Consider the following 19,385-nt stretch of genomic DNA (forward strand, 5'->3'; position numbering starts at 1 on the left):
TGATGGGCGTCAGGCGTCGCCCAGCTCGTCGCCCAGTTCCTTGGCGCGCGTGTTGGCGGCATGCACGCCGCGCACGATTGCAGCCTTGATGGCGTCGCGATCGAACGAACTCAGGGCGGCAAACGTCGTACCGCCCTTGGACGTCACGCGTTCGCGCAGCACGCTCGCCGGCTCGCTCGACTGCGCGGCCAGTTGCGAGGCGCCTGCAAACGTGGCGATGGCGAGCTGACGGCCCTGCTCGGGCGTGAAACCCAGTTCCTCGGCGGCTTGCTCGAGCGCTTCGATGAAATAGAACACGTAAGCCGGACCGCTGCCCGAGATGGCAGTCACGGCGTCGAGCTGGCTCTCCTTTTCCACCCAGACGATCTGGCCGGCGGCGCTCAACACGGTCTCCGCGCGCTTGCGTTGGTCCGAATCCACGCCCGAAAGGGCGGCCAGACCGGTAATGCCCATGCCGATGAGCGCCGGCGTATTGGGCATGCAGCGCACGATCTGGTTGTGCCCGCCGAGCCAGCGCGCCAGGTCGGACGCGCGAATGCCGGCGGCAATGCTGATGACCAACTGGCCGTTCAGATGCGGCGGGAGCGCCTGCGCGACATCCTTGAGCACCTGGGGCTTGACGGCCAGCACGAGCGTGTCGTAATCGCGCAGGCGATCGTTCGGGGCGCCGGCGGTGTCCACGCCGTACTGCCCGGCGAGGCCCTCGCGGGTCGATTCGTTGACGTCGATCGCGAGAATGTCGCGCGGGGCCGTGCCGCGCTTGACGAGTCCGCCGATCAGGGCGTTGGCCATGTTGCCGCCGCCGATGAATGCAATTCTCATAACCGTCCTTTGCGTTGCGTATGTCGTAACCGTCACTACCTGTTGCCGCGGCGAACCGTCGCGAGGCGTCTGTCGACGCGTCGATCCCGGAAGCCGCAGGGGCCACACGCCGATTACGCCCGGGGGCCGTAGTCGCGTGCGCCGAAAATCGCGGTACCGATGCGGACCATTGTCGCACCTTCGGCGATCGCCGCTTCGAGATCGCCGGACATGCCCATCGACAGCGTGTCGAGTGCAAGACCGTCGGCGCGCAGCGCGTCGAACAGCTCGCGCACCGCGCGAAACGGCGCGCGCTGACGCGCCGGGTCGGTCTGCGGCTCGGGGATCGCCATCAACCCGCGCAGCCGCAGGTTGGGCAGGGCAGCGATGGCGCGTGCGACGGCCGGCACGTCTTCGGGCGGCACGCCGCTCTTGCTTGCCTCACCGCTGATGTTGACCTGCAGGCAGACCTGCAGCGCGGGCATGCCGGCCGGGCGCTGCGCGCTCAGACGCTCGGCGATCTTCAGCCGGTCGACGGAATGCACCCACGCGAAGTGCTCGGCCACCGGGCGGGTCTTGTTGCTTTGCAGCGGGCCGATGAAGTGCCACTCGAGCGGCTCGCCATCCACCGTCTCGCGCGCCAGCACCGCCATCTTTTCGAGCGACTCCTGCACGTAGTTCTCGCCGAACGCGCGTTGGCCCGCCGCGGCCGCCTCGCGCACCGCGTCGGGGCCGAACGTCTTCGACACGGCAAGCAGATGCACGCTGCCGGTCGGCCGGCCGGCTTGGGCGGTGGCGTTGGCAATCCGGGAAAGGACGTCGTCGAGGTGTGCGGCGATGGTCGACATGAGGCGGTTCAGGTGGCGCTAAGCGTGTCGCTGATGCTGAGGGGGCGCGTCGGGCAGACGTTGTCGGTCAACGATTATAGCCGTGGCGCATGCGCAGGTGCTACCCCGGAAAAAACGAGGTGCTACCCGGGGGAGGATGGCGCAGGCCGCGCGCCGGAGCCCGCGGGTTGTGGCAGACTCGCCATGCCGACATCCACACGGAGCCAGAAATGAGCGCGGATTCACAGCAGCTCTACGATTTTTCGGTCAATACGCTCGCGGGCGAGACCGTCAGCCTGTCGCACTATCGCGGCAAGGTGCTGCTCATTGTCAATACGGCGAGCGAGTGCGGCTTCACGCCGCAGTACGCCGGCTTGCAGACGTTGTACGAACAACTGGGCCCGCGCGGGTTCGAGGTGCTCGCGTTTCCTTGCAACCAGTTCGGCAAGCAAGAGCCGGGCGATGCGCAGGCGATTCGCAGTTTCTGCGACCTGCGCTTTCACGTGACGTTTCCGATGTTCGCCAAGATCGACGTCAAAGGGCCGGACGCCGCGCCGCTATACCGGTATCTGACGCGCAAAAAGCGCGGCGTGCTGGGTACGAAGGCAATCAAGTGGAACTTCACGAAGTTTCTCGTCGACGCGTCGGGCAATGTGGTTGCGCGCTATGCGCCGACGGTCAAACCGGAAGCCATCCGGGCCGACATCGCGCGGCTGTTGCCGGCCTGAGGCCGGCGCGGGTAGGGCGCGAACCTGGTCGCCGTGCCGTGAGCGCGGCGGCGGACGCCGGACCGCCGGAATGCGGCAGCCGCGCCACCGGGCAAGGCGCTCGATGTGGCAAGGACCGCGACGCTTAGCGTGCGGCCGATCTCCGCCATGCGAGCAAGCCGCGCCACACGCTCGCGAGCCACGTCGTCGTTCGCACCTCGGGTGCGGTGTCGTGACATGCGAGTTCCGCGCCATCTTCGCTCTCGATCAGCAGCCAGCCGGTCGTTTCGTTCACGTAGGCCGCACCGGCGCCCAGGGACATCGGCGCGGCCCACACCGTGGCGGCCAGCCATCGCGGCGCGGGCGTGAGCCGCGCGCGGCCCCTGCGCACGTGGAAGATCGCGCCTTCGCGGGCATACACGTGAAACGCCGCGCCGCGTGCGAGCGTGAGGCGCTGGGGCAGGGCGTCGTCGGCCGGACCCGGGGCGCGCCGGCAGGCGCCGGCCGTCCAGATGCTCCGGACGCTCCGGGACAGACCAAAATCGTGGGAAACGAAGGGGATGGGGCGCTTTGACATGAGGCTCTCCGGGCGTTGAACAGGTGAGTACAGCGTATCGACCGCACCAGCGCGCCGGTAGGCACACGGATCATGGCCTGCGCCCGTAACAGAGGGGCGTCCGGCGATCTGTTACGATGCCGATTCACTGAATCTGTATCTGTTATGGTCGAGTGCAATGTCAGATGATCCGCGCATGGAAGCCGCCACCCCCCCCACCACCCCCGCCGTCGCGCTGCCGCAGGCGTCGGCGGCGCTCAGCCGCGCCGCTGGATCCGCCGCCCAGGCGGCGCCCGGCGAGCGCACGCCGCTCTACCGCCAACTCGCCGACCATTACCGCCGCGCCATCGAAGCCGGCACGCTGGCGCCCGGCGATCGCATGCCGAGCGTGCGCGTGCTGATGGATCGGCATCAGGTGAGCCTGTCGACGGCGCTGCAGACATGTCGTCACCTCGAAGCGCAGGGCGTGCTCGAAGCGCGGCCGCGCTCCGGGTACTTCGTGCGTACCCCGGCGCGTGCGAGCGTCGCGCTCGTCGCCGAGCCGCGCGAGTGGGTGCCCGATCTGGCGCAATACGTGGGCATCAACCAGCGGGTCTCGTCGATTCTTGCACGCGGTCTGCAGGCGAACATCAAGGTCAATCTGGCGGTGGCGCACGGCTCGGCGTCTCTCTACCCCGTCGCCGAATTGCGGCAAGCGACGATTCGCGCGTTGCGCGATCATCCGACGCTCTATGGCGAGCCGCCGCCCGGCGGCGGCGAACCGCGTTTTCGTGCGGTGCTCGCGAGGCGCGCCCTCGAAGCGCGCATGAGCATCAATCCCGACGAGATCGTCGTCACGCACGGCTGTATCGAGGCGATCAATCTCGCGCTGCGGGCCGTCGCGGGCGCCGGCGACGTGGTCGCCGTCGAATCGCCCACTTACTACGCGCTGCTGCAGACGCTCGAGAGCATGGGCATACGCGCGCTCGAGATCCCGACGAGTCCGCAGACGGGCATCTCCCTCGAGGCGCTCGACCTCGCGAGCCAGACCTACGACAACATCAAGGCCGTCATTGTCGTGCCGCACTTCCAGAACCCCCTGGGGTCGGTGATGCCGGACGCGCACAAGGCCCGTCTGGTGGCGTGGGCGGAGTCGCGCGGCATCGCCATCATCGAAGACGACACCTACGCGGCGCTCGGCGACGACGACAACATTCCGGCGGCAATTCGTTCGTGGGACAACGGCGGCAATGTGATCCACTGCGCGTCGCTGCACAAGACCCTGGCGCCCGGCATGCGGCTCGGCTGGATTGCGGCCGGCAAGTGGCAAGGACGCGTGGAGATGCTCAAGTATGCGCAGACGCGTCCCAATGAGGCGCTCGCGCAGATTGCCATGGGCGAATTCATGGACTCGCCGCGCTACGACCGGCATCTGCGCCGTCTGCGCGCGCAGTTGCGGGAGCACCGCGCCGCGATGGCCGACGCCATCGCCACGTATTTCCCGACCGGTACACGGCTGACGCTGCCTGCCGGCGGGCTGAGCCTGTGGGTCGAGATGCCTGGTGGCGTGAATTCGGAGCAGCTGTTCGACGCGGCGTTGGCCAAAGGCATTCGCGTGGCGCCGGGCAGCCTCTTCTCGAATTCGGCGCGCTACGATCACTTCTTGCGCGTGAACGGCGGCCAGCCGTTCACGCGTGAGGTCGAGCGCGCGGTGCGCACGCTCGCGAGCGAAGTCGCGCGTCTGCTCGACGCCAAACGGTGAGTCAGAACTCCGGGTACATCCGTCCCGGATTGAAGATGCCCGCCGGATCGAAGACCGATTTCAGGTTGCGGTGAATGCGCATGACAGGCGCCGGCAACGGCGTGAACACGCTCACGCCGGGCTCGCCGTAGCGAAAGAGCGTGGCGTGGCCGCCGTCCTGCCTCGCGGCCGAGCGCACGATTTGTGCGTCGGCGTCGGTGATCCACCAGCGTTGCGCGCCGCCCCATTCGATCAGTTGTTTGCCCGGCAGGCGATGCGGTTCGGCCGTCGACGGCACCGCCAAACGCCATAGCGCTTGCCCCGGCCCCGCATCGGCGAAGAAGTTGTCGGTCTGCTCGCGGATCGCGTGCCAGAACTTCGCGGCGTGAATCGCATCGACCAGTTCGCCCCCCATCTTCACGCGCGCCGCCTTGATCGCCGCCGATGCGCCGGCGAGCCGGATGACCAGCAAATCGCTGCGCCAGGCGCTGCCCGTGATCGGCAGCGGCTGTCCGCCCCATTCGTTGAGCTTGCGCACGGCGTCGACGGCGTTCATCTCGAACTGCAGGGTGAGTTCGGCAAACGGCTGCGGCAACACCTTGAGCGAGACTTCGAGAATGAGACCCAGTGTGCCCAGCGATCCCGCGAGCATGCGCGAGACGTCGTAGCCGGCAACGTTTTTCATGACCTGACCGCCGAAGTTCAGCACGTGCCCGCGCCCGTCCATGAGCTTCGCGCCGAGCACGAAGTCGCGTACCGATCCGACAGCGCTGCGCCGTGGCCCCGCCAGGCCGGCGGCCACGGCGCCACCGATCGTAGCGCCCGGGCCGAAATAGGGCGGCTCGAATGGCAGCAACTGATTGCGTTCGGCAAGCGCGGCCTCCACGTCGGCGAGCGGCGTGCCGCAGCGCGCCGTGATGACGAGTTCGGCCGGATCGTAAGCGACGATGCCGCGGTAGGCGCGCGTGTCGAGCACATCGCCCACGCGTTGCTGCCCGTACCAGGCCTTGGTGCCGCCACCGCGCAATTGCAGTGGCGTGCGGCGCGCGGTGGCCTGCTCGATGATCGTGCGAAAGCGCTCGAGCGTCTCCTTTGGCGAAACCGCGGGCGCGGCCGCGACCGATGCGCACGACGGTGTGGGGGAGTCCGGGGCGAGCGAGGCGCCCGGCGAGATGGGTGGGGTGGTGTCGGTCATCAGCTCGGTTCCGGCGGCGGTGGCATGTCGGATTGATAGGGCCCCAATTCGCTACCGCAATGCTTGCAGTAACTCGCGTCGGGATCGTGACCTTCGGTGTGGCATTGCGCGCAGGTGCGCGTGGTAATCGTTCTCTTGCGCATGACCGAGTGGATCTCGGCGCCCATGATGCCGGTCGGAATGGCGATCACGCTGTAGCCGAGCAGCATCACGAAGCCGGTGATCGCCTTGCCCAGGCCGGTGACCGGCACCACGTCGCCGTAACCGGTCGTCGTGAGCGTGACGATGGCCCAGTAGATGCCCACCGGTATGCTCGTGAAGCCGTGCTGCGGCCCTTCGATGATGTGCATGAGCGTGCCGAAGATCACCACGATGATCGAGATGAAGCCGAGAAACACGAGGATCTTGCGGCGCGCGTTGTACAGCGCAATGCTCAGGATCCCGGCTTCGTTCACGTAGGCTGTGAGCTTTAGGATCCGGAACGCGCGCATCAGCCGCAGCAGACGCACGTCGATCAGCCCATGCAGTTCGGGCACGAGAATCGCGAGATAGGTGGGCAGGATCGCGAGCAGATCGATGATGCCGTAGAACGAGAGCGCATAGCGCACCGGCCGGTGCGCGCACAGCAGGCGGGCAATGTACTCGGCCGTGAACAGCAGCGTGAAGAACCATTCGAGAATGGCCATCGGCAACGCCGCCGTGTTCTGTACGGACGGGATGCTCGAGACGACCACCGTCAGCACCGACAGGATGATGGCGATCAGCAGGGCGATGTCGAACAGCCGCCCCTCGCGCGTATCGGCCTCGAAGATGATGATGTAAAGCCGCTGCCGCCAGTCGTGCGGCAGCCATTCCGACAGCCCGCGCATGTCAGAACCTCGGCAGATCGGGGTGGGGCAGCAGGCCGCCGCGCACGTGGAGCTTGCCGTACTCGGCGCAGCGCGCCCGCGTCGGGATGCCCTTGTCCGGATTGAGCAATCCGACCGGATCGAACGCGCGCTTCACGCCGAAGAATGCGTCGCGCTCCTCGGGCGAGAACTGCACGCACATCGAGTTGATCTTCTCGATGCCCACGCCATGCTCGCCGGTGATCGTGCCGCCGAGCTCGACGCAGGCTTCCAGAATGTCGCTGCCGAACGCTTCGGCCCGGCGCCACTCGTCGCGATCGTTGCCATTGAACAGAATGAGCGGATGCATGTTGCCGTCTCCCGCGTGAAAGACGTTAATACAGCGCAATCCGTACTGTTGTTCCATACTTTCGATGCGTTTGAGTAACGTCCCAATCGCACGGCGTGGAATGGTGCCGTCCATGCAGTAGTAGTCCGGCGAGATGCGTCCGGCGGCAGGAAACGCGTTCTTTCGGCCCGACCAGAAGCGCAGTCGTTCCTCTTCACTGCGAGAGATCTGCAGACGCGTTGCCCCGGACGTGCGCAGCACGTGCGAGATGCGCATGATCTCTTCGGCCACCTCTTCGGGCGTGCCGTCCGACTCGCACAGCAGGATGGCCGCGGCATCGAGATCGTAGCCGGCATGCACGAATTCCTCGACGGCCTGCGTGGCGGGCTTGTCCATCATCTCCAGTCCGGCGGGGATGATGCCGGCGGCGATAATCGCGGCCACGGCGTTGCCGCCCGTCTCAACATCGTCGAAGCTCGCCATGATGACTTGCGCCGTCTGCGCTTTGGGCACCAGCCTGACGGTGATTTCGGTTACTACGCCGAACATCCCCTCGCTGCCGATGAACACCGAGAGCAGATCGAGACCCGGTGCATCGGGCCCGAGCGAGCCGAACTCGATGGCCTCGCCCGACATGGTGATCGCGCGCACGCGCAGCACGTTATGCACCGTGAGGCCGTACTTCAGGCAGTGCACGCCGCCGGAGTTTTCCGCGATGTTGCCGCCGATGGTGCAGGCGATTTGCGAGGACGGGTCCGGTGCGTAATACAGGCCGTAAGGCGCAGCGGCGTCCGAGATCGCGAGATTGCGAACGCCGGGCTGCACCGTTGCCGTGCGCGCATAAGGATCGATCTCGATGATCTTCTTGAACTTCGCGAGCGAGAGCACCAGGCCCTCGGCCATCGGCATTGCACCGCCCGACAGGCTGGTGCCGGCGCCGCGCGGCACGACGGGGATGCCGAGTTGATGACAGGCCTGCAAAATGCGCTGGACCTGCGACTCCGTCTCGGGCAGCACCACTGCCAGCGGCACGCGACGATACGCGGCCAGGCCATCGCACTCGTATGGCGTGGTGTCCTCGCGGCGATGCAGGATGCAGTGGGGCGGCAGGATTTGTGCGAGCGCGTCGAGCAACTGCCGCTGCCGTGCTTCCAGGACGCGGGTGGCGTCGGCGCTTTCGTTCGCTGTGCCCGCCGTGCCCGCCGCAGCCGCCGAGGGTGCGGCGCCGGCGTGGCCCGCGGCCGTGCCCGCCTGAAGCGCGCTGGAGGGTCCTTGCGAGGTGACGGGCGCGTTCATGCGGCCCTCAGCCCGCCGGGCGCAACCGGAAAATCTTGCCCGGATTGAGCAGGTTGTGCGGATCGAGCGACGTCTTGATCGCGCGCATCACGTCGATGGCGTCCTCGCCGTGTTCGGTCACGAGAAAGTCCATCTTGTGCAGCCCTACGCCGTGTTCGCCGGTGCACGTGCCGCCCATGCGAATCGCGCGCTCGACGATGCGCTGGTTGAGCCGTTCGGCCTCCGCGATTTCTTCGGGCTTGTCCGGGTCGATCAGGATCGCCACGTGGAAGTTGCCGTCGCCCACATGGCCCACGATCGGACAGGGCAGGCTCGACGCACGCAGGTCTTGCTCGGTCTCGCCGACGCACTCGGCCAGACGCGATATCGGCACGCACACGTCCGTCGTCACGGCGCGGCAGCCCGGCTTGAGCTGCAGCATGGCGAAGTACGCGCTGTGGCGTGCGCTCCAGAGGCGATTGCGGTCTTCGGTGCGAGTGGCCCATTCGAAGCCGGTGCCACCGTTTTCCCTGGCGAGCATCTCCACCGTCTCCGCCTGTTCCTTCACGCCGGCGTCGCTGCCGTGGAATTCGAAGAACAGCGTTTGCGTTTCGGGCAGTTCGAGCTTCGAATGCTTGTTGATGGCGCGCACGGCCAGCGCGTCCACGAACTCCACGCGCGCCACCGGCACACCGAGCTGAATCGTCTGGATGACGCAGTTCACGGCGTCCGTCATGCTCGGGAACGAGCAGATCGCCGCCGACACGGCTTCGGGCTGCGGATACAGGCGCACCGTGGCTTCGGTGATGACGCCCAGCGTGCCTTCGCTGCCGACGAAAAGACGCGTGAGGTCGTAGCCCGCCGACGACTTGCGGGCGCGCGTGCCCGTGTGGATCACGCGGCCGTCGGCGAGGACGACCGTCAGTGCGAGGACGTTCTCGCGCATCGTGCCGTAGCGCACGGCATTGGTGCCGGACGCGCGCGTGGCGCACATGCCGCCGATGCTCGCATCCGCGCCCGGATCGATCGGGAAGAACAGTCCGGTGTCGCGCAGGGCCTCGTTGAGCGCCTTGCGCGAGATGCCGGGCTGCACGGTAACCGTCAGGTCCTCGGCGTTGATCGAGACGATCTGGTTCATCTCCGAGAGGTCGAGCGACAGCCCACCCTCGACGGCGAGCAGATGCCCCTCGAGCGAGGAGCCGGCGCCATACGGAATGATGGGCACGTCGTATCGGGCGCACAGTTTGACGATCTGCGAGACCTCTTCGGTGCTGTGCGCGAACGCGACCGCATCGGGAAGCATGGGATCGAACGGAGATTCGTCGCGGCCGTGATGCTCGCGCAGCGCGTCCTTGGTGCTGATGCGCTCGCCCAGCAGGGCTTGCAACTCGCTCAGTAGCGCGTCGGGGAACGGACGCCTTGCAGCGAACGGCAGATGGGGGTGATTCACGGCTTTCTCCTTCGGGTCTCCGGGGCCAGCGCCGTCAGGCGGTGGCGCGCTCCATATCGGGCGGGGTCTCGGACACGCCATGGCGCGCCCCTGACACCTCATGAGCGGGGATTTTACGCCGTGACGGCGTTTTTCCCCACCCTTTGCGTCATATCATACGGACTTGCCGCGCCAGCGCGCCATCGGAATTGCCCGAAAAATGGGCAGCCGCGCGCCGGCCGGTCAATGTCAACCAGGCACGGCAAGCGGTCCCGGTGGCCGGCATCGGGCGCCGGCGGGCCGCACGGGCCGCATGTGCCGCATGTGTCGCAAGGGCAGGTATCGGAAGATGGGTAATCGTTTGAGCAAGATCGTCACGCGCACGGGCGACGGCGGCAAGACCGGCCTCGGGGACGGCGCGCGGGTGGACAAATCCAGTGCGCGCATCGTCGCCATCGGCGAGATCGATGAAACGAATTCGCATATCGGCGTGTTGCTGTGCGAAGCGCTGCCGGAAGACATCCGCGCGCTGCTGCTCGACATCCAGCACGATCTGTTCGATCTCGGCGGCGAACTGAGCATGCCGCGTCACACGCTGCTTGGCGAGGCCCAGGTGGCCAAGCTCGACGATTGGCTCGCACGGCTCAATGCCGATCTGCCGCCGCTGCGCGAGTTCATCCTGCCCGGCGGCACGCGTGCCGCGGCGCTCGCCCATGTGGTGCGTACCGTGACGCGCCGGGCCGAGCGGGCGATGGTGGCGCTTGGCGCCGAAGAGACGGTGGGGCCCGCCCCGCGTCAGTACATCAATCGGCTGTCCGACCTGATGTTCGTGCTCGCCCGGGTACTCAACCATGCGGGCGGCGGCGCTGACGTGCTCTGGCAGCGCGCTCGCGCCGGCAACGCCGCGGGCTGACCGCGCACGGGCGTTCGCGCCGCACCCGCGCTCGGGTCCGCTCGGGTCGTTTGCCGGCGGCGGTGCACCGGCATGAGCGCCGCTCAGTTGCCGGCGCCGCGTGCCAGACGGCGCGCCCGCACGGCGTCGGCGAGCGTGTCGAGCACCTTCAGGCTGTCTTCCCAGTTGATGCAGGCATCGGTGATGCTCTGCCCGTAGGTGAGCGGCTGGCCGGGCACGTGGTCCTGGCGGCCGGCCACGAGATGCGATTCCACCATCACGCCAATGATGCGGTCATCGCCGGCGGCGATCTGACGCGCGATGTCCTCGCACACCGGGATCTGGTTTTCGTGCTTTTTCTGGCTGTTGGCGTGCGAGGCGTCGATCATCACGCGCGCGGCCAGTCCCGACTTGGCGATCTCTTCGCAGGCGCTTTGCACGCTTGCGGCGTCGTAGTTGGGCGCCTTGCCGCCGCGCAGGATCAGGTGGCAGTCCTCATTGCCCGAGGTCGACACGATGGCCGAATGCCCGCCTTTGGTGACTGACAGGAAATGGTGCGGCTGCGAGGCGGCCTTGATGGCGTCCACGGCGATCTTCACGTTGCCGTCGGTGCCGTTCTTGAAGCCGACCGGGCACGACAGCCCCGAGGCCAGTTCGCGGTGCACCTGCGATTCGGTGGTGCGCGCGCCAATGGCGCCCCACGACACGAGATCGGCGATGTACTGCGGGCTGATCATGTCGAGATATTCGGTGCCGGCGGGCAGGCCCAGTTCGTTGATCTGCGCGAGCAGATCGCGCGCGAGGCGAAGACCGTCGTTGATCTTGAAGCTGTTGTCCATGTGGGGGTCGTTGATGAGCCCCTTCCAGCCGACCGTCGTGCGCGGCTTTTCGAAGTACACGCGCATCACGATTTCGAGCTCGCCCTTGAGGCGTTCGCGCTGTTCGACCAGGCGCGAGGCGTATTCCAGCGCAGCCTTCGGATCGTGGATCGAGCACGGGCCGATGATCACCACGAGACGGTCTTCCATGCCATGCAGCACGCGGTGAATGGCGCCGCGCGAGCGGTGGATGAGATCCGCGCTCCGTTCGGAGCAGGGGTATTCGCGAATCAGATGCGCCGGCGGCGTCAGTTCCTTGAGCTCGCGAATGCGGACGTCATCGGTGTTGTGGGGAGGCATGGTCGTTTTCTCCTGGGCAGTGCTGAGTGCGTTTCGTTTCTCGGGATACGGGTCAAAAAAAAACCGCCAGACTCGCTGGCGGTTTTTCAGGATTCGTTTCGTTGCTTACTGCTGCAAGTACCCCTCTCCATCCGCCAGCGGTGTGAGATTCGCAAAAAAGTAAAAATAAAACTTGCTGGCGATCATGAATGGGTCTCGGGTGTTGCACCGCGGACTTGCGCCGTGCACAGAAACAGCTTTATACGCCGAATCGTATGGCGCTGCAACCGCACCATCAAGCTAAAGCAGCGAAAAACGTGCGGAAATGTCGCAATTCTGTTGCCAATTTTGCGTCGATAAAATGAGTTCTCTGGAAAACATGCGAAGACGCCCGGTTTGGGCCGGGCGTCTTGCTAAGCTTTGCGCATTTTTTGCGTTGCGCCAAACGCGGCGCGAACGCGGCCTCAGGCGGTGCCGCCCACGGTCATGTTCTCGATGCGCAGCGTCGGCTGGCCCACGCCGACCGGCACGCTCTGACCTTCCTTGCCGCACACGCCCACGCCGGAGTCGAGCGACATGTCGTTGCCGATCATGGTCACATCCTTGAGCGATTCGGGGCCGTTGCCGATGAGCGTCGCGCCCTTGACCGGGTAGGTGATCTTGCCGTCCTCGATCATGTACGCCTCGGACATCGAGAACACGAACTTGCCGTTGGTGATGTCGACCTGCCCGCCGCCGAAGTTCACGGCATAAAGGCCGCGCTTGACCGACTTGATGATTTCCTCGGGGTCCTTGTCGCCGCCGAGCATGTATGTGTTCGTCATGCGCGGCATCGGCAGCGCCGCGTATGACTCGCGGCGACCGTTGCCCGTGACCGGCATTTTCATCAGGCGCGCGTTCATGCTGTCCTGCATGTAGCCCTTCAGGATCCCGTCTTCGATCAGTGTGGTGCACTGCGTCGGGTTGCCTTCGTCGTCGATGTTGAGCGAGCCGCGGCGGTTCGACAGCGTGCCGTCGTCGACCACGGTGACGCCCTTGGCGGCCACGCGTTCGCCGAGGCGTCCCGAGAAGGCGGACGAGCCCTTGCGGTTGAAGTCGCCCTCCAGGCCGTGGCCGACCGCTTCGTGCAGCAGCACGCCGGGCCAGCCCGGGCCGAGCACGACGGTCATGGCGCCGGCCGGGGCGGGGCGGGCGTCGAGCTTGACGATGGCGCCGTCGACCGCCTCCTTGACGTACTTTTCGAGCAGTTCGTCCGTGAAGTAGCCGTAATCGAGGCGCGCACCGCCGCCGCTGTTGCCGATCTCGCGGCGTCCGTTGGACTCGACGATGACGGTGACCGACACGCGCACGAGCGGACGAACGTCGGCCGCGATCACGCCGTCGCTGCGCGCGACGAGCACGACATCGTACTCGCCGGCGAGGCCCGCCATGACCTGCGAGACGCGCGCGTCGCGCGCGCGGGCGAGCTTCTCCACGCGCTCGAGCAGCGCGACCTTGCCGTTGGCGTCGAGCGAGGCGAGCGGGTCGGCAGGCAGGTACAGGCCGTGGCCGCTGGTGCTCGAGAGCTTGCTGCCGACCTTTACGCGTCCGCGTCCGGCCGAGGCAATGCTGCGCGTGGCGGCAGCCGCGTCCTTGAGCGCGACCTCAGAGATGTCGTCCGAGTACGCGAAAGCGGTGCGATCACCCACGATGGCGCGCACCCCGACGCCCTGATCGATCGAGAACGACCCCGATTTGACGATGCCTTCCTCGAGGCTCCACGCTTCGCTGCGCGTGTACTGGAAGTACAGGTCGGCATAGTCGACCCGGTGCGTGAAGATGTCGCCGAGCGCGCGTTGCAGGTGGCTTTCGTCGAGGCCATACGGCGTGAGCAGGAGCTCGCGCGCCGTGGCCAGGTTCTGGATGCCGGTGTCGATGATTTTCATGCGGTGTCAGGCCAAGGAAAGGTATTCGGTGGATGAGGGCGAATATGGGAGCCAGTTGGGGGCGAAAGCCCGGAAATCAACCTCGCAGCACGCGGTGCCGCCACGCGGGCAGGCTCTCGCGCACACTCGCCAGCCGTGCGGGATCGATGTCGCCGACGACCACGCCGGCGCCTTGCGTTTCACGCTGGGCGACGATATCGCCCCAAGGGTCGATCAGCATGGAGTGTCCCCAGGTGCGCCGCCCGTTCTCGTGGTGGCCGCCCTGCGCGGACGCCAGCACGTAGCACTGGTTCTCGATGGCGCGCGCGCGCAGCAGCAATTCCCAGTGCGCACGGCCCGTGGTGTAGGTAAAGGCGGCCGGCACCACCACGAGCGTACAGTCGCCCATGGCGCGGTACAACTCGGGAAAACGCAGGTCGTAGCACACCGACAGGCCCACGCGGCCAAATGGCGCTTCGAAGGTGCGTACCGCCTCGCCGGGGCGAATCGTGCGCGCCTCGTCGTAGGCCTCGTCGCCCTTGACGAAGTTGAACAGGTGGATCTTGTCGTAGCGCGCGGCCGGTGCGCCGTGCGGATCGAACACGAGCGTGGTGTTGAGCACGCGCTCCGGTTCCGGCGCGGCCAGCGGCAGCGTGCCGCCGATGAGCCAGACGCCGTGGCGGCGGGCCGTTTGCGACAGGAAGTCCTGGATCGGCCCGCTGCCCGGCGTTTCGCGCAAGGCAAGCTTGTCCGTGTCGCGCTGCCCCATGTAGCAGAAGTACTCGGGCAGCAGCACCAGTTGCGCGCCGGCGTGAGCCGCCTCGGCGACCAGACGGGCGGCTTCGGCCAGATTGCGCCCAACGTCGGGCGCGCTCACCATTTGCACGGCAGCCACGCGCACGGGCGCGGCCGGGAACTGGGCGGACTGTGTTTCGGTACTCGTCATTTCTGGGCGAATCGGGCTCGATTTGAGACGGATATGGGCGGGCGGGAGCGGGCGGCGGCAGGCGCGGCAAAGGCGCTCAATTGCCGCGCATGCCGAGCGATCGCGCGCGGTCTTGCGTCTGCGGCCGGGTCTCCGGCGTTGTTTCGATCTTACTCTTATTGTCGCTTCCCTGTCCGATGACCGGATTGTCCCAGGAACCGGTCACGTGATACCGGCTCGAGAGCGTGCGCGAGAGCTGATCGCCCAGCGCCAGTTGCGCAAAGAAGGAGCCGATGCCCAGCGCCGGGTTGATGATTGCCCACGCAAGCGAGGCCGACGCCGCGTTGATCTTCGGCAACACCAGCACGTTCAGATCCTGCGTCTCGCGTGCGAGGTCGGTGTGGCCGTCGATCTTGATGGTGGCCGCGTTGGCGTTGATGGTCAGGTCGTTCGTCGTGGCCACGCCGGCCTGCATGGTGGCGTTGCCGTCGATGCTGTCGAACGGCAGGCCGCTGCCGATCACGCTGTTGAAGTCGAACGTGATGATCTTGGTGAGCGTCTGCAGCGAGAGCACGCCCAGCAGCTTCGCGAGCCCCGGGTCCGCTTTCAGGATCTGTCCGCGCCGCAGATCGACCTTCACGCGCCCGCCGAGCGTCGGATAGTCGATGGCATCGGGCCCGCCGCGCCAGCCGAAGCGGCCCGACACCGTGCCCGAGCCGTCCTTGAGCGTCTTGGGCAGCCCCAGCCGGTCGAGCAGGCCGCCCGCGTCCTTCACGTCGAGATTGAAGTCGAGCACTGTACGGCGCGGCACGTCCTCGTTGCTGCCGGCGGCCGCCGCGCGCCGCCGCGACGTGCGCCAGTTGCCGCTCACGTCCAGCGTGGCGGCGTTGTTGCTCAGCTGCAGTTTCGTGAGCTGCCAGACGGGCACGCCGTCCTCGACGTCGTTGTGCGCGTTGAGCGTGAGCTTGCCCAGCGGCTTGTCGCGCAGCACGAAATCGTTCGCGACGAGGTCGATGGCGGGGAATTCATCGCTCGGCTCGTCGAGCACCTGCGTGAGAACGTCCTCGCCGTGCTCTTCGCGCGGGATGACGAGCTTCGCGAGCCGCGCGCGAATCGCTCCCGACGGACTCTTCGCGTCGGGCGCATGCCACTCGGCGAAGCCGGACACCAGATCGGACGCGAGGCTGACCTGCCAGTCGCGATCGTTGCGCTGCGCGCCGACGACGAACTCCGGCCACAGGCGCGACATCAGGCGCACCTGCCTCGCGTGCAGCGCGAGGCGCGTGGGAATGTAAGGCGTGAGCGCGCCGAATTCGTCACGCGCGGCCGCGGCGGTGGCGGCCGGTGCGGGCGGCGTGCCTTGCGTGCCGGGCGTGACGGCGGCGCTATCGAGCGAGGCAATCACGCTGCGCCAGGCGTCCACGTCGAGCGTGTCGAACTGTGCGGCCGCCTGCACGCCTTCGCGCGGGGCCGGCACCGGCTGATTGACGCCGATGCCGCCGCGCAGCACGTCGACGCGCGTTCCGATGCGCTGCTGCACGTAGTTGGCCTGCACGCTGCCGATGGCGAATTCGAGCGTATCGATGCGGCGCCCGCCGGGGTTCGGCTGGGGCCGCAGCGTGAAGCGTGCGGGCAGGGACGTCTCCGCACTCTTGCCGAGCGGCGCCGGCAGATTGACGGCGAGGCCGGCGAGCGTCGATTGCACGGCCACTTCCGTCATGCCCTGGCGCACCGCGACCGTCGCGGTGTACGGCGTGCTGCCCGTCATGCGCTTGGCGAGCTGCGCGAGCGAGGCGTTCTCGCGGTTCTCGCGCAGTCCTTGCGCGCTCATCGTGCCGCTGATGTTCAGCGCGATGGTGCCGTCGTCGCGACTGCCGCCCGAGGCGCGCACCTCGCCGCCGAGGAACGTGCCGCGCAGGTTGTCGAGCGAGATGCCACGCTCGGTGAACGCGAGTTCGCCGTCCACGGCGCCGAACGTGGGCAGGCCGCCGAGCAGCGTCACGTCGTTGCGCAGGAAGCGCGCGCGTCCGGTGACCTTCGAGCGGTCGGTGTGCTCGAGCGGCATGGACAACTGCATGGCGAGCTGTGTGGTGCCGCTCGCCCGCGTCTCGTCGGTGAAGTCGCCGATCCAGTGGCCTACCGGGCTGCTGTTGAGGTACTTCACGAAATCGGCCGCGGGCCCCTTGGCGTCGCCCTTGAGCGTGAGCGTCGAATCGTTCTGACCGATGTTGCTGATATCGCCGAGCACCTGCGTGAGCGTCACGCCGAAGACCGTGCCGGAGTCGATGGCGATGTGCAGCTTGTCCGCGTCGAAGCGCAGGTTGCCGCGCACCTTCTCGAACGAGGGCCAGACTTCCGTATGGCCGGGACGCAGCGGCGAGGGGTTGAACGTCACGTCGACGAGCGGAATGTCGACGTTGAACCTGCCGCCGCCCTTGCCGTAGGGGAAGTCCTCGAGGTCGCCCTGCACGGCGAACGGCGCGTTTTGCACCGTGCCGGCGAGCAGTGCGCGCTGCAGATAGTCGCGCACGCCGGCGCCGATGTCGGTCGGCAGATAGCGCGGCACCGCGTTGGCATTCGCGCGCGCGATGTTGCCCTTCAGGTCGACGATGCCGTTGCCCTTGCCGCCGTTGTGCCAGGTGCCGCTCACGTCGCCCGCGAGTTCGGCGTTCTGCACATGCAGCGCATCGATACGCACCTGCACGTTGGCCGGCGCATCGCGCCGGGCCGCGGAACGCGACACGCGCCACGACGTGCGCGCGCTCAGCGTGTCGAGATCGATGCGCGGCTGGTCGAAGCGGCCGGGAAAGTCCAGCGTGGCATTCCTTGCGTCGAGCGTCAGAGCGCCGCGCGTCTGGTCGGCATCCACGTGGCCGCTCAGGTTCGAGAAGCCGGGGCGCCCGGCGTTTGGCGCGCCGGGTTGCGCCGGCGGGCGCTGACTGGCCTGGCTGTCGATGCCGAGGCCCTCGAAGTCGGCCACCACGCGGTACCGGTCGCGCTCGGGCGGCAACTGCTTGAGCCCCGGCAGGTCGCGCCAGTTGCCCGATCCATGCGGCTTGGGCGCCTGGTAGCTGAGATCGAAGTTGGCGAGGCGGCCGCGCGGGCGGAAGCTGGCGAGCGTCTCGCGGGTCTGGGCGTCGATCGGCAGCGACGGCACGAGCGCCATCGCCGCGCCGATGTCGAAGCGCTGGCCGGCGAGCGTCATGCGCTGGCCATGCTCCTGCGAGCCGGGGGCATAGCTGCCCCGGAGGTCCGGCACGTCGAGCGTGGGACGGCCGGCGGCCTGCAGCGTCAGGTCGCGCGCGCGCAGGTTCCAGCCCGCGTCGGCCTGGGCGCCGGCGCGCGTGAGATCGATGCGCCCGCCGGTGGCGTCGAACGTGAGCGGCGGCAGATCGTCCGCCAATTGCACCGACGTGTTCTCGCCGGCCGCGCGCAGCGTGGCGCCGATGAGCGCGCCGCTGTCGAAATCGACCCAGGCGCGAGCGGCGACACGCCCGCGCGAATCCTTGCCCGGCAGATCGACGTAGCGCGCCAGCGCGCTCAGATCGAGCGTGCCGAGCTCGGCGTAGACCTGTCCGCGCCAGCGCTCGACTTCGCCGGGGCGCGTGAACAGCGGGCTCGTAAAGCGCGCCCGGATGTCGAGCGGCGCGACCATGCCGGCCGGCGGCGTGGCCTGCAAGCCAAATCGATGCTCGAAGCCGCGATTGCGCAGCATGGCGTTTACTTGCGTGACGACGAGCTCGGGCACGTCGCGCGTGGCGTCGCGCCAGCGCACCGTGCCGCCGCGAACGACGACGCGCGCCTGACGCATCAGCCAGTCGGCGGCCTGCGTGTTCGACGCGCCGGTGTTGCCGCTGATGGGCAATCCCGCCACGAGCACCGAGCCGTCGGCCAGACGCTCGACCGTCAGGTCCGGCTGATACAGCGTGAGGTCGGACAGGCGCAGATCCAGATGGAGCAGGCTTGTCCACGAGAGCACGGCGTCGAGCCGGTGCAGCGTGAGTCCCGGATCGGCCGGCGGCGGGGCGCCCGGCGGAGCATAGGCGACGGCGGCGTTCGCCGTATCCCCGGAATGGCGCGCGTTGCCCGCAGCGGACGCCGACGCATCGGCACGGCTCGCGGGCACGGGCACCGCCACGCGCGCGAGCGGGTGCGCCTTGGGCTTCGGGGCCGGCGCGGCGCGCGCCACGCGCACGTCTTCGAGCGTCAGATACGGATGCCAGCCACGCCAGACGGCGTCGACGCGGCCGATGGTCACGGGCAGGCCGATGGCGCGCGTGGCCGCCGCTTCGATTTGCGGGCGGTAGTCGGCAACACGGGGGAGGATCACGTACCGGGTCGCGAGGACGACGGCACCAAGTCCGAAATAGACGATGACGACGAGCGCCAGCAGCCATTCCAGGGCCAGGCGCAGGCCACGCGGCAGTGACGAGAACCAGGACCGGGTCGCAGTGGGCGAGGCGGGCGGCTTACGGTCGGTCATGCTGCGCGTCTACGAGGGAATGTGGTAGTTTCTGTGGCAAAGACTGTAACACAAGCCCAGTGCCGCCCGAGCGGCCGGCCGTCGCGCAAACAGACGGGGGATCGGGTGTCTGATCGCGCGCAGGTAAGCCTGTGAAAGCTCGCGAAAGCCGCCGGGCCACCGAAGGGGCGAGGGCGGATGAGGGGGGAGCGTGGACGACGGCGGCCAACGCCGGCGCGAACGAACCTCCTCGCACGCCGCGCTTGCATGGCATGCCGGACCGCCGTCGTTCGCGCCGTCGTTCGCACCGTCGTTCGCACCGTCGTTCGCACCGTCTGGCGCCGCAGGCCCTGGTGCCG

The 19,385-nt window shown here is 67.6% G+C and carries 14 protein-coding genes; 3 read left to right on the plus strand and 11 right to left on the minus strand.

Features of this window, described 5'->3' with window-relative positions:
- Positions 1 to 9: 9 nt before the first annotated feature.
- Together proC and PNO31109_RS17055 are read right to left on the minus strand one after the other, a co-directional pair.
- Entirely contained in the window at positions 10 to 822 is an 813-nt protein-coding gene (proC, locus tag PNO31109_RS17050; RefSeq protein ID WP_150556657.1) for a pyrroline-5-carboxylate reductase, read from the minus strand.
- A 113-nt stretch (positions 823 to 935) separates the two neighbouring features.
- On the minus strand, positions 936 to 1,649 hold the full coding sequence (locus tag PNO31109_RS17055) for a YggS family pyridoxal phosphate-dependent enzyme (RefSeq protein WP_150556658.1): 714 nt from the start codon (positions 1,647 to 1,649) through the stop codon (positions 936 to 938).
- Between the two features lie 209 nt (positions 1,650 to 1,858).
- Between PNO31109_RS17055 and PNO31109_RS17060 the strand changes: the two genes are divergently transcribed.
- The gene (locus PNO31109_RS17060) at positions 1,859 to 2,356 is read left to right on the plus strand and encodes a glutathione peroxidase (RefSeq protein ID WP_150556659.1); all 498 of its coding nucleotides are present in this window, start codon (positions 1,859 to 1,861) and stop codon (positions 2,354 to 2,356) included.
- Between the two features lie 124 nt (positions 2,357 to 2,480).
- Here PNO31109_RS17060 and PNO31109_RS17065 read toward each other — a convergent pair whose 3' ends face one another.
- Positions 2,481 to 2,912 carry a hypothetical protein gene (locus PNO31109_RS17065; RefSeq protein ID WP_150556660.1) on the minus strand — a complete coding sequence of 144 codons (432 nt, stop codon included), beginning with the start codon at positions 2,910 to 2,912 and terminating at the stop codon, positions 2,481 to 2,483.
- Positions 2,913 to 3,087: 175 nt separating this feature from the next.
- On the opposite strand from PNO31109_RS17065, the gene PNO31109_RS17070 reads away from it, so the two are divergent.
- Positions 3,088 to 4,632 carry an aminotransferase-like domain-containing protein gene (locus PNO31109_RS17070; RefSeq protein ID WP_150556661.1) on the plus strand — a complete coding sequence of 515 codons (1,545 nt, stop codon included), beginning with the start codon at positions 3,088 to 3,090 and terminating at the stop codon, positions 4,630 to 4,632.
- A gap of 1 nt (position 4,633) precedes the next feature.
- Here PNO31109_RS17070 and glcE read toward each other — a convergent pair whose 3' ends face one another.
- From glcE to PNO31109_RS17090, 4 genes are read right to left on the minus strand one after another with little or no spacing between them, the layout of a single operon-like run.
- Complete coding sequence (gene glcE, locus PNO31109_RS17075; protein WP_150556662.1) at positions 4,634 to 5,806, minus strand: glycolate oxidase subunit GlcE; 1,173 nt, start codon at positions 5,804 to 5,806, stop codon at positions 4,634 to 4,636.
- The gene (locus PNO31109_RS17080; RefSeq protein WP_150556663.1) at positions 5,806 to 6,675 is read right to left on the minus strand and encodes an ion transporter; all 870 of its coding nucleotides are present in this window, start codon (positions 6,673 to 6,675) and stop codon (positions 5,806 to 5,808) included. Before PNO31109_RS17080 ends, glcE begins: the two co-directional genes overlap by 1 nt.
- Position 6,676: 1 nt before the next feature.
- Positions 6,677 to 8,278, minus strand: a complete 1,602-nt coding sequence (locus PNO31109_RS17085; protein ID WP_241013902.1) for an FAD-linked oxidase C-terminal domain-containing protein — start codon at positions 8,276 to 8,278, stop codon at positions 6,677 to 6,679.
- A gap of 7 nt (positions 8,279 to 8,285) precedes the next feature.
- Positions 8,286 to 9,707 (minus strand): FAD-binding oxidoreductase, encoded by a 1,422-nt coding sequence (locus PNO31109_RS17090; RefSeq protein ID WP_150556664.1) that lies wholly within the window; start codon positions 9,705 to 9,707, stop codon positions 8,286 to 8,288.
- Between the two features lie 328 nt (positions 9,708 to 10,035).
- Here PNO31109_RS17090 and PNO31109_RS17095 point away from each other — a divergent pair, with 328 nt between their 5' ends.
- Positions 10,036 to 10,599, plus strand: coding sequence for a cob(I)yrinic acid a,c-diamide adenosyltransferase (locus tag PNO31109_RS17095; RefSeq protein WP_150556665.1), 564 nt, complete (start codon positions 10,036 to 10,038; stop codon positions 10,597 to 10,599).
- An 83-nt stretch (positions 10,600 to 10,682) separates the two neighbouring features.
- Here the strand turns inward: PNO31109_RS17095 and aroG are convergent, their stop codons facing one another.
- The 4 genes from aroG to PNO31109_RS17115 all read right to left on the minus strand — a co-directional run bounded on the left by aroG (position 10,683) and on the right by PNO31109_RS17115 (position 19,047).
- Positions 10,683 to 11,756 carry a 3-deoxy-7-phosphoheptulonate synthase AroG gene (gene aroG, locus PNO31109_RS17100; protein WP_150556666.1) on the minus strand — a complete coding sequence of 358 codons (1,074 nt, stop codon included), beginning with the start codon at positions 11,754 to 11,756 and terminating at the stop codon, positions 10,683 to 10,685.
- A gap of 443 nt (positions 11,757 to 12,199) precedes the next feature.
- On the minus strand, positions 12,200 to 13,660 hold the full coding sequence (gene tldD, locus PNO31109_RS17105; RefSeq protein ID WP_150556667.1) for a metalloprotease TldD: 1,461 nt from the start codon (positions 13,658 to 13,660) through the stop codon (positions 12,200 to 12,202).
- A 76-nt stretch (positions 13,661 to 13,736) separates the two neighbouring features.
- On the minus strand, positions 13,737 to 14,585 hold the full coding sequence (locus tag PNO31109_RS17110) for a carbon-nitrogen hydrolase family protein (RefSeq protein ID WP_150556668.1): 849 nt from the start codon (positions 14,583 to 14,585) through the stop codon (positions 13,737 to 13,739).
- A 76-nt stretch (positions 14,586 to 14,661) separates the two neighbouring features.
- Positions 14,662 to 19,047, minus strand: coding sequence for a YhdP family protein (locus PNO31109_RS17115; protein ID WP_150556669.1), 4,386 nt, complete (start codon positions 19,045 to 19,047; stop codon positions 14,662 to 14,664).
- Positions 19,048 to 19,385: the final 338 nt, after the last annotated feature.

The organism is Pandoraea nosoerga (assembly GCF_902459585.1).
GTDB classification, from domain to species: domain Bacteria; phylum Pseudomonadota; class Gammaproteobacteria; order Burkholderiales; family Burkholderiaceae; genus Pandoraea; species Pandoraea nosoerga.